This is a genomic window from Streptomyces sp. NPDC005181, from assembly GCF_040608395.1.
Lineage (GTDB): Bacteria > Actinomycetota > Actinomycetes > Streptomycetales > Streptomycetaceae > Streptomyces.
Window position 1 is genome coordinate 81,191 of sequence record NZ_JBEXID010000025.1, and the last position, 10,775, is coordinate 91,965.

Sequence of the window (10,775 nt, forward strand, 5' to 3'; positions counted from 1 at the left end):
TCCCTCGGATGTCACCGTTCAGTCCCAAGTTGTCTCGGAACTTCACCAGGTGACGCATGGTTCGGAGCGTTGCGCGGGGGTGCCCGGTCCGGGGTCCTGCACGAGGTCCGGCCGACCCGGGTCAGTGGAGTGCGGAGCCCGCCTTCCACTGACTCCAGTTCAGATTCCAGCCGCCCAGACCGTTGTCCGGAGCAACCTTCTTGTCCTCGGAGTTGACGACCTCGACCACGTCCCCGACGATCGTCCGGTCGAAGAACCAGCCGGCCGGGGTGTCCTCGCTGCCACCCCTCACATCCTGCAGCCCGACACAGCCGTGGCTGACATTGGCCGAGCCGAAGACGCCCCCGCCCGCCCAGTAGTTGCCGTGCACGAAGGTGCCGGAGTCTGTGATCCGCAGGGCGTGCGGGACGTCCTTGATGTCGTACGCACCGCCGAAGCCGACGGTCCGGCCGTCCATCCGGGTCACCTCCTTCATCTCGGTGACCACCATCTTCCCGTTGTACGTGCTCGTGGCCGGGGCGCCCGCCGTGATCGGGACCTTGGACAGGACCCGGCCGCCGCGGCGTACCTCCATGGTGTGGGCGGCCACGTCCACTCTGGACACCTGCGAGCGGCCCACCGTGAAGGTGACCGTCTTCCGCTGGCTGCCGTACACACGGGGCGCGCCCTCCACATCGTGCAACGCCACCGCGACCGTGACGTTGGTGCGCGGCTTCCAGTAGGCAGCCGGGCGGAAGTCCAGCCGGTCGCCGCCGAACCAGTGCCCCACCACCTCGACTGCAGGCTCGGCGGTGATCCGGATGGCCCGCTGCACCGCCGCACGGTTCTCGATGTCGCGGTCGAAGCGGAAGGAAATGATCACGCCGGTGCCGACGGTCGACCGTTCGTCCGGCTCGAAGTTGCTGGTGAAGCGCTGCTTGGGGACCGCAGTGGTGAAGGTGGTGTGGCGGGCCGCGCGGCGTCCCGCACTGTCCAGGGCCACCACGTCGACCCGGTACGTGGCGGCCAGGCTGAGCCGGTCCGAGGTGCCGCGCGGGGTCCAGGAGAGGCCGTTCTGCGAGATCAGGCCATGCATCTCGCGCTGCCGTTCGTCCTCGCCCTGCTCCACGTACGTGCGCTGTTCCACGTACTCGGGCTGCTCCGCGTCCTCGCGCTGCTCCGCGGCCCCGGTCTGCACCACCCTGACGCTCTCCAGCCGCCCGTCAGGAACCTTCACCTCGACCCGGGCGTCCGGCCTGATGTCCCTGGCCCCGTCCCGCGGGGTGATCCTGATCGTGTACGGCGACGACCTCGGCTTCCCGTTGGTGAACGGTTCCGCATCGGTGCAACCTGTCAGTACGGCCAGTACGGCGAGCAGTCCTGCCCATGTCAGCACGGTGGCCGGGCTCGCTCCTGCCTTCTTCGCGTTGTGGTTCACATTCCCCCAACGACCGGAGCGGGCCGGGGAAACGTGAGTGCGGGCCCTGCCCTGGGCAGAACAGAGGGAGGACCACACTCGAGGAGCCACGGCCGGGACGCCGTGCGCTCCTCTTCGGTGCCGGGTCCGGACGAGCCGCGGGAGGCTGAGAGTGTCGAGCGCAGCCGAGCAGGAGACAGTGCCAGGGCCGGTCAGGGAGGCGGTGGAGCGGACAGCGGAAGAGGCGGGGACCGGCCCGGCGAGCGGGCGGTTCCCCTCCGGCGGGCAGCAGCAGCCGGCCGTGTGGCCCGGTGCGCCGATGCCGCTCGGGGCCCGCTTCCGGGTGGGGCCCGACGGGGTGGCGGGTACCAACTTCGCGCTCTGGGCGGGCGGCGCCGAAGCCGTCGAGCTCTGCCTCTTCGACGAGGAAGGGGGCGAGACACGCCTCCCGCTGACCGAGCTGACCCATGAGGTCTGGCACGGCTTCGTGCCGGGCGTGCGGCCGGGGCAGCGGTACGGCTACCGGGTGCACGGCCGCTGGGACCCGTGGACGGGAGCCCGGTGGAATGCGGCAAAACTGCTCCTCGACCCCTACGCACGGGCCGTGGACGGCTCATTCACCCTGCCGGCCGAGGTGTACGGCCATGTGAGGGACTGGCCGCAGCAGCAGGTTGCCGACACCGTGCGCGACGAACGGGACTCCGCTCCGTCCGTACCGAAGGGTGTCGTCGTCCACGATGACGACGACTGGGCGGAGGACCGGCGGCCCAAGACACCGTGGGCGGACTCCGTCATCTACGAGCTGCATGTGCGCGGCTTCACCAAGCTGCACCCGGGGATCCCTGAGGAGCTGCGCGGCACGTACGCCGGTCTCGCCCACCCTGCGGCCATCGGCCATCTGCAGCGGCTCGGGGTGACGGCGGTGGAGCTGCTGCCGGTGCATCAGTTCGCCCACGAGGACCATCTGCTCCGGCGCGGGCTGCACAACTACTGGGGCTACAACTCGATCGGCTACTTCGCCCCGCACGCGGACTACTCGGCCAGCGGTACGGGAGGCCAGCAGGTCGGCGAGTTCAAGCGGATGGTGCGGGCGCTGCACGACGCCGGGATCGAGGTGATCCTCGATGTGGTCTACAACCACACGGCGGAGGCGAGCGAGCTGGGTCCGATGCTGTCGCTGCGCGGCATCGACAACCGCGGGTACTACCGGCTCCAGTCCGACGCCCGCAGATACGCCGACTACACCGGCTGCGGCAACACCCTGCACGTGGTGCAGCCGCACGTGCTGCGGCTGATCACGGACTCGCTGCGGTACTGGGTCACGGAGATGGGTGTCGACGGCTTCCGCTTCGATCTGGCTGCGGCGCTGGCCCGCTCGATGCACGACGTCGACATGCTGTCCCCGTTCCTCGCGGTGATCGCCCAGGACCCGGTGCTGCGCCGGGTGAAACTGATCGCCGAGCCATGGGACGTCGGCAACGGCGGCTACCAGGTGGGCGCGTTCCCGCCGCTGTGGACCGAGTGGAACGACCGCTACCGGGACGCCGTGCGGGACTTCTGGCGCGGCGCCCTGCCCGACGTACGGGATCTCGGCTACCGGCTGACCGGATCGAGCGATCTCTACGCGTGGGGCGGCCGCCGCCCGTACGCCTCGGTCAACTTCATCACCGCGCACGACGGCTTCACCCTGCGCGATCTGGTCAGTTACGAGCAGAAGCACAACGAGGCAAACGGCGAGGGCAACCGGGACGGCACGTCGGACAACCGGGCCTGGAACTGCGGCGCCGAGGGCGAGACCGACGACCCCGGCATCAACGCGCTGCGCCGCCGCCAGCTGCGCAACATGCTCACCACGCTGCTGCTGTCGACCGGGGTGCCGATGCTGGTCGCGGGCGACGAGATGGGGCGTACGCAGGGCGGCAACAACAACGCGTACTGCCAGGACAACGAGGTGAGCTGGCTGGACTGGTCCCTGCTCGACCAGCCCCAGTGGCGGGAGCTGACCGAGCTGACGGCCCGGCTGCTCGCGCTGCGCCACACCCATCCGGTGCTGCGGCGCCGGGCGTTCTTCTCCGGCCGGGCGCAGGCCGCGGACGGGCTGCGGGACCTCGCATGGTTCACCCGGCAGGGTACGGAGATGACGGAGGCGGACTGGTACGCACCGGCCGCGACGGTCGGCCTCTATCTCTCCGGGCGCGACATCCCGGGCCGGGACGCGCGCGGTGAGCCGGTCACCGACGACAGCTTTCTGGCAATCCTCCACGCCGCCGACCGCCCGAGCAGATTCCGGCTTCCGGGGCCGCCGTGGGCGCAGGCGTACGAACTCGTACTGGACACCTCGCAGGAGGATCAGTCGACCGCGCCGGCGACGGTGCACCGGGGCAACGAGGTGCTGACGGTGCCGGCGAGGGCGGTGGTACTGCTGCGCGTCAGGGAGTGACGGAGGCGAGGGGGCGAAGGCGGTTGAGGGTGCGGAGGGCGCGGCAGGTCAGCCGAGGATGCCGCGCTCGTAGGCGACCGCGACGGCCGCGGCGCGGTCCTTGGCGCCCAGCTTGGTGAAGATGTGCGTGAGATGGGTCTTCACCGTTGCCTCGCTGATGAACAGTTCGGCGGCGATCTCCCGGTTGGAGGTGCCCTTGGCGACGAGTTCGAGCACCTCACGCTCGCGTCCGGACAGCGACTGGCCGGCGGCACCGGCGGGCATGCGCACCCGGGTGATCAGCCGGGAGGCGACCGCGGGAGACAGCACGGTGCGGCCGTCGGCGGCGGCGCGGACGGCCGTGAACAGCTCGTCACGGGGCGCGTCCTTGAGCAGGTAGCCGGTGGCTCCCGCCTCGATCGCCGGGAGGGTGTCGGAGTCGGTGTCATACGTGGTGAGGACGAGCACCTTGGAGCGGGCACCGCGCCGGGCGAGTTCGGCGATGGCCGCGACTCCGCCGCCGCCCGGCATGCGCAGATCCATCAGGACGACGTCGGGGTCGAGGCGGGTGGTGAGATCGACTCCCTCGACGCCGTCGGCCGCCTCGCCGAGTACCTCGAAGCCCGGGGCCGACTCGAACATGCCGCGCAGACCGTCCCGTACGACGGGGTGGTCGTCGACGACGACGAGGGTGATGGTGCGTGCGGTTTCGTCAACCATCGGATACGCGGTGTTCATTGCTGAGGAACCAGTGGGACGCGGATGGCCATGGGTACGAGGGTCCTGCCGCGCGGCCCCGCGCGGCATCGGCCATCGCGCTCGGAACGGCATCAGCCGATCGGTTGATGCCGGGTACGACTGCGCGGAAAACAAGATGAGGGATGTCAGTGGTGAACCGTAGGCTCGCCCCTGATGCCCGAAAACCATGTAGAGCCCAAGGACCGGTCCACCGCGCACTCCCTGCTGCGGCTGTGGCCTTACGTGAAGCCTGTACGGGTCCGCCTGTTCGGGGCGGCGGCCGTGGCGATCGTCGCCTCCTGCCTCGGCCTGGTGATCCCTCTCGTACTCAAGTGGATGGTGGACGGCCCGGTCGCGCACCACGATCCGGGTGGAGTCTGGCTCGGCGCGCTCTACCTGCTGGTGCTGGGCATCGTCGAGGCGCTGCTCTTCGGGCTGCGGCGGTGGCTGGTGGCGCGGCCGCTGGCGGGCGTCGAGGCATCGATGCGGGCCGACCTGTACCGGCATCTGCAGCGGCTGCCGGTGGCCTTCCACGACCGGTGGCCATCGGGTCAGTTGCTGTCGCGCGGCACCACGGATCTGATGCTGCTGCGTATGTTCCTGGCCTTTCCGCTGACGTTCCTGCTGGTCAACGCCACCACGATTCTGGTCGGTTTCATCATTTTGCTGGTGCAGCAGTGGGCGCTGGGATTGGTGCTGCTGGCTCCCGCGGTACCGCTGGTGATCCTCTGCTCGGCCTTCGAGACGAAGTACGCGGTGGTCGCGCGCAAGGCCCAGGACCAGGTCGGCGATCTGACGACGGTCGTCGAGGAGAGCGTGCTCGGCATCCGCATCATCAAGGGTTTCGGCCGGCACCGCAGCCAGGCCCTGGCCTTCCGCGGCCTCTCACAGCTGCTTCGCGGTACGGAACTCGACAAGGCACGGCTGCTGGCCGGCATCTGGGCGTTCATCACCACCATCCCCGAGCTGGCGATCGGGGCGGCCCTGGTGCTCGGCACGATCCAGGTCGCGGACGGCGGACTGTCGGCGGGCACGCTCGTCGCGTTCCTGTCGACGGCGCTGGCGCTGCGCTGGCCGGTCGAGTCGATCGGCTTCCTGCTGGCGATGAGCCAGGAGTCGGCCACGGCGACCGAGCGGTTCTTCGAGGTGATGGACGTTGCGGAGGAATGTGAGACGGCCGGGGAGCCGACTGCGGAACTGTCCACGCAGTCAGACCCGGGGTCTTCTGCGGTGCCTTCCACGGACGGCGGGATGGTCTTTGAAGGCGTCGAGTTCCGCTACCCGGACGCGGAGGCCGGCTCCGCGCCCGTACTGACCCGGATCGATCTACGGATCCGCCCCGGCGAGACGATGGCCCTGGTCGGGGCCACGGGATCCGGGAAGACGACGCTCACGGCACTCGTGCCGCGACTGCACGACGTCACCGCCGGGCGGATCACGCTGGACGGTGCCGACATCACCACCCTGCCGCGCGAACGGCTGCGTGAGCTGGTGTCCGTGGCGTTCGAGGAACCGACGCTCTTCTCGGCGAGTGTCGGGGAGAACATCCTCATGGGCGCCGAGGGTGCCGGCGAGGACGAGCTGCGGCGAGCACTCTCGATCGCGCAGGCCGACTTCGTGTACGACCTGCCGCACGGCATCGACACCCAGGTCGGTGAGCAGGGTCTCAGCCTCTCCGGCGGTCAGCGGCAGCGTCTGGCACTGGCTCGCGCCGTCGTCGGACAGCCGCGCTTCCTGGTGCTCGACGACCCGCTCTCGGCGTTGGATGTGCATACGGAGACGCTGGTGGAGGCCGCCCTGCGGCGCGTGCTGGTGTCGACCACGGCCGTGGTGGTCGCCCACCGGCCGTCCACAGTCATGCTCGCGGACCGGGTGGCGCTGTTGTCGGAGGGCCGGATCAGCGCAGTCGGCACCCACCAGGAACTGCTGCGCAGCAACGTCGAGTACGCCTGGCTGATGTCCGGAGCCAGAAGCCCGGTGTCCGCTGCACTCACTGACGACGCGACCGCCCGGGATGCGCTTACCCCATATATGGCCGACGACGGCGTGCGTGCCATGGACGTCCCTGCCGAGGAGGGCAGTGCCCGATGACCAATGCGACAACAGGGTGTCCCACAGGGACGGACGGCGACGACGAGAACGCCCCAGGGCCCGGCCTGAAGTCAACGGCCGCTACCACGACGGGCGCAATGACAAACTCGGTTACGAGCACTGGCGCGGCCACGAGCACGGTCGCGGGCACGGAGATCAAGGCTCGCGACCTGCACGGCACGGGTGCCGGGACAGGTAACGGGAAGGGTACTGGGCAGGGCAGCGGACCGCGGACGAAGGCCGAGGCCACCGGCCCGGAACCCGACTCCCCCGTCCATGCCGGGGCCGGGGATCCCTTCGACCGGGACGACCTGCCCACGCCCCGCGGTGCCACCCGCACCCTGCTGGTGTCGCTGCTCGGACCGCTCAGGGGCCGGGTGGTGGTGGCGGCACTGTTCCTGCTGATCCAGCAGGCCGCTGTCCAGGCCGGCCCGCTGCTTGTCGCCTACGCAATCGACAGCGGCGTACCGGCGTTCAGGGACAAGGACTACGGACCGCTGATCGCCGTTGCCATCGGATACGCACTGTGTTCGGCGGGCGCGGGGAGCATGCAGTACGCCTTCATCCAGGCCTCCGCCCGGATCAATCAGGACGTGCTGCTCGATCTTCGCGGGCGGATCTTCCGCCACGCGCAGGCGCTGAGTGTGGACTTCCATGAGCGCTACACCTCGGGCCGGCTGATCTCCCGCTCCACCACGGATGTGGAGTCGTTGCGGGAGCTGCTCAGCGAGGGCCTGCAGGAACTGATCGGCGTGGTGCTCTCGTTCGTATCCATCTCACTGCTGCTCCTGTGGCTGGACTTCGGTCTCGGCGCGGTCGCCGTCCTCTCGTTCGTGCCCCTGTATGTGCTGGTGCGGATCTACCAGCGGCGGGCCGGTGTGATCTTCGCGGCGCGGTCGACGGCGATCGCGGCGGTCATCGTGAAGTTCGCGGAGACCATGAACGGAATCCGTCCCGTCCAGGCCTTCCGCCGCGAGCGCATCAATGACACCGAGTTCGACAGGCTGAACCAGCAGCACTGCCGGACCAACGGCAACGCCCTGCTGGAGATGGCCCGCTACGTCGTCGGCTCCCGGCTGGTCGCCAACACGGCGGTTGCCGGGATCGTGCTGTGGGGTGCATACCGAGTCGCCTCCGGCACGCTCGCACTCGGCGTGCTGGCGGCGGCCGTGCTCTATCTGCGACGGCTGTACGACCCGATCGACCGGCTCGGCATGTTCCTCAACTCCTATCAGTCGGCCGCCGCATCACTGCAGAAGATCGCGGGCTTGCTGGCCCAGACCCCCACCGTGCCGGAGACCACGAACCCTCAGGAGCTGCCCGCCCGCATGGGTGAGCAGCCGGGCCGGAACGTCGTCTTCGACGCGGTGAGCTTCGCCTACCGAACGGGCGGCGAAGTACTGCCCCGCTTCGATCTGACGATCCCGGCAGGGCAGACCGTGGCCGTGGTCGGCTCGACGGGCGCCGGGAAGTCGACGCTCGCGAAGCTGCTGGCCCGGTTCTACGACCCGACCGACGGCCGGGTGCTGCTGGACGGGACCGATCTCCGGGACCTCGCCACGCCCGAACTGCGGCGCGGTGTGGTGATGGTGACCCAGGAGGCGTTCCTGTTCTCCGGGACGGTCGCCGAGAACATCGCCATCGGCCGCCCGGGCGCCACCCCCGAGGAGATCGAGCAGGCCGCGAAGGCGATCGGAGCGCATGACTTCATCAGCGGTCTGCCCGACGGATACGACACGGATGTACGGAAGAGGGGCGGGCGGATCTCGGCCGGCCAGCGCCAGTTGGTCGCCTTCGCCCGCGCCCTGCTGGCCGACCCGGCGGTGCTGATTCTCGACGAGGCGACGAGCTCCCTCGACATCCCTGGCGAACGGGCGGTGCAGCGGGCCATGGACACAGTGCTGCACGGCCGCACCGCAGTCGTGATCGCCCACCGGCTGTCGACCGTGGAGATCGCGGACCGGGTGCTGGTGATGGAGCACGGCCGCATCGTGGAGGACGGCTCCCCGTCCGAACTCATCGACGGGACAGGCCGGTTCGCAGGGCTCCACCGCGCCTGGCGGGAGAGCCTGGCCTGAGACCGACCGCGGGTGATGGTCTCCCCCGTCGGCCTCCCGCACCGGCGGTCCAGGGTGCGTACATGACTGAGCCCGTGGATCACCCGGTCGGTCCGTATGTGAAGCAGGAGACCCCGGACTTCCGTAGCCCCGGGCGGTATCTCTTGTGGCTGGTCACCCGTCAGTGGCGCCGCGTTGCCGCCGGGGCACTGCTCGGCAGCTCCTGGATGATCTGCCTGACCCTGCCGCCGTACCTGCTGTCGCGCGCCATCGACGACGGGCTGCAGCCCGGGGGCCGCTCCGCGCTGGTCGGCTGGGTCGCGGCACTGGTGGGTGCCGGAGTGCTCAACGCCTGGCTGGCCATCATGCGGCACCGCACGATGACCAGGGTGCGGCTCGACGGTGCCTTCCGTACGGTGCGGGTGGTGGTCGCCCAGGCGACGAGGCTGGGCGCGGCGCTGCCGCGCCGGGCCACGGCCGGCGAGATCGTCACCATCGGGTTCGGTGACGTCGCGATGATCGCCGATACGCTGACGGTCACCGGGCCCGGCGTCGGCGCCGTCCTCGCCTATGTTGTCGTGGCCGCACTGCTGTTGACCGTCTCGCCACTGCTCGCCGCGGTGGTGCTGCTGGGCGTGCCGCTGCTCGCGGTGCTGGTCGGCCCGCTGCTGGGGCGGCTTCAGGGAGCCGAGTCGGCGTACCGCGACCGGCAGGGCAGCCTCGCCGCCCGTTTCGCCGACATCGCCGGCGGTCTGCGTGTCCTCAACGGCATCGGCGGCAAGGACGTCTACGCCGAACGCTACCGGCGCGGTTCGCAGGAGCTGCAGGCGGAGGGGTACCGGGTCGGGGCGGTGACCAGCTGGATCCAGGCACTCGGCGTCGGCCTGCCCACCCTGTTCCTGGGCGCCGTGTCCTGGCTGGCGGCCCGGATGGCCGCGCAGGGCGACATCACCGTCGGCGAACTGGTCGCGGTGTACGGCTATACGGCGGTTCTCGTCGTGCCCGTCTCCTCCTTCATCGAGGGCGGCTACGACATCAGCCGCGGTCTGGTCGCCGCGCGCAGAGTCATCCACTTCCTGTCCTTGGAGCCCGACTCGATGGGCCGGGAGGCACCTTCGGCACCTCTGAACGGGCCCGAGTCGCCCTCCGTCCTCCACGATCCCGAATCCGGGGTCGAGGTGGTCCCCGGAACGCTGACCGCTCTGGTCGGCGCCCGGCCGTCGGACTCCGCGAAGGTGATCGACCGTCTCGGCGGCTTTGTCGCGTCGGCAGCGACCTGGGGCACCACACGCCTCGACGAGATCGAGCAGGCCCAGGTCCGCGCGCGGATTCTCGTCGCGGACAACGAGGCCGACCTGTTCGCCGGCAAGCTGCGTGATGTCGTCTCCGGCAGCCGGGACCGGGACGACGAGGCGCTCCGCCGTGCCGTCCACGCTGCCGCGGCCCAGGACATCGTCCGCGGCCTGCCGGACGGGCTCGGCTCCACCGTCGACGCCCAGGGCCGCAATCTCTCCGGCGGCCAGCGGCAGCGTGTCCGCCTCGTCCGGGCCCTGCTGGCCGATCCCGAGATTCTCCTGGCGGTCGAGCCGACCTCGGCAGTCGATGCGCACACCGAGGCAGCCATGGCGTCCCGGCTGCGCACGGCACGGTCCGGCCGGACCACGGTCGTCACCAGCACCTCCCCTCTCGTCCTGGACCGGGCCGACACCGTGTACTACCTGGTCGACGGGTCCGTCGCGGCCGTCGGCACCCATCGCGACCTGCTGGACGAACAACCCGGTTATCGCCTGCTGGTGTCCCGCGGTGCGGACGATGACGACGCCGTCCCCGTGGGCGACGGGGCCGGCCCTGCGCCCCAGGAGGCCACCTCATGACTGCCACTTCGTCCGCTGCCCCGGCAGAGCCCCGGCCGCCGTCCGGGGCTCTGCCGGTCGCCGAACCGTTCCTGATCCGTCGCGCGGCAGTCCGGCTCGTCCGGAGGTGGGTGACTGTCTGACGGCGCGTCGGGGCGTGGTGGGCCCTGGGTTCGGGCGTGTGGTCAGGCTGTGGTGGGCCGGCCTGCGGCGCCGGTGAT

Annotated in this window: 6 protein-coding genes; 4 read left to right on the top strand and 2 right to left on the bottom strand. The window is 70.3% G+C overall.

Features of this window, described 5'->3' with window-relative positions; all coding sequences use genetic code 11:
* Nucleotides 1–121: 121 nt before the first annotated feature.
* Nucleotides 122–1,417: an Ig-like domain-containing protein gene (locus tag ABZV38_RS18495; RefSeq protein ID WP_356328221.1), complete on the bottom strand. Its 1,296-nt coding sequence runs from the start codon at nucleotides 1,415–1,417 to the stop codon at nucleotides 122–124.
* Nucleotides 1,418–1,568: 151 nt separating this feature from the next.
* On the opposite strand from ABZV38_RS18495, the gene glgX reads away from it, so the two are divergent.
* Complete coding sequence (gene glgX, locus ABZV38_RS18500; RefSeq protein ID WP_356328222.1) at nucleotides 1,569–3,836, top strand: glycogen debranching protein GlgX; 2,268 nt, start codon at nucleotides 1,569–1,571, stop codon at nucleotides 3,834–3,836.
* A 48-nt stretch (nucleotides 3,837–3,884) separates the two neighbouring features.
* On the opposite strand, the gene ABZV38_RS18505 is transcribed toward glgX, so the two are convergent.
* Nucleotides 3,885–4,535 (bottom strand): response regulator transcription factor, encoded by a 651-nt coding sequence (locus ABZV38_RS18505; RefSeq protein ID WP_356328224.1) that lies wholly within the window; start codon nucleotides 4,533–4,535, stop codon nucleotides 3,885–3,887.
* 192 nt (nucleotides 4,536–4,727) lie between these two features.
* Between ABZV38_RS18505 and ABZV38_RS18510 the strand changes: the two genes are divergently transcribed.
* The 3 genes from ABZV38_RS18510 to ABZV38_RS18520 all read left to right on the top strand — a co-directional run bounded on the left by ABZV38_RS18510 (nucleotide 4,728) and on the right by ABZV38_RS18520 (nucleotide 10,575).
* Complete coding sequence (locus tag ABZV38_RS18510) at nucleotides 4,728–6,644, top strand: ABC transporter ATP-binding protein (RefSeq protein ID WP_356328225.1); 1,917 nt, start codon at nucleotides 4,728–4,730, stop codon at nucleotides 6,642–6,644.
* 98 nt (nucleotides 6,645–6,742) lie between these two features.
* Nucleotides 6,743–8,722 carry an ABC transporter ATP-binding protein gene (locus ABZV38_RS18515; protein WP_356328227.1) on the top strand — a complete coding sequence of 660 codons (1,980 nt, stop codon included), beginning with the start codon at nucleotides 6,743–6,745 and terminating at the stop codon, nucleotides 8,720–8,722.
* Between the two features lie 62 nt (nucleotides 8,723–8,784).
* Nucleotides 8,785–10,575: an ABC transporter ATP-binding protein gene (locus ABZV38_RS18520; protein ID WP_356328228.1), complete on the top strand. Its 1,791-nt coding sequence runs from the start codon at nucleotides 8,785–8,787 to the stop codon at nucleotides 10,573–10,575.
* Nucleotides 10,576–10,775: the final 200 nt, after the last annotated feature.